At 57.5% G+C, this 315-nt stretch carries 1 rRNA gene; it reads right to left on the bottom strand.

The annotated features are described in order from the left end of the window. Positions 1–66 (bottom strand): 16S ribosomal RNA (locus AUR64_RS10365); the annotation flags it as partial. Between the last annotated feature and the right edge of the window lie 249 nt (positions 67–315).

The raw sequence follows: 315 nt of genomic DNA, 5'->3' as shown, positions 1-315 counted from the left end.
CTCGTACAACTAGCATGGCTAAATCGGACCCCGATAGCAATGACCTCCGGCAGGATCAACCGGAATGTTCCTGACCCTGGTGGGTCAGGGGGTGGCGGGATTTGCTCTCTGACGAGAGCGAATCACCGTTGTGTAAGTATTGCATGGTCCGAGTTCGGTGACGGGACCGTCGGTCGGTCGGGTGTCACCGAACTACGTTGGCTCACATCAGATTCCGTCGTGTACGGCGGACCGCAGGGGCGGAATCCTCATTTCCTTCGGACCTGAACCAATGTGATTCGGGGGTATAAACCCATCGAACCTCGTTGGCGGTCC

It is taken from the genome of Haloprofundus marisrubri (genome assembly GCF_001469955.1).
GTDB lineage: Archaea > Halobacteriota > Halobacteria > Halobacteriales > Haloferacaceae > Haloprofundus > Haloprofundus marisrubri.
This window is presented reverse-complemented; position numbering and strand designations above follow the sequence as displayed.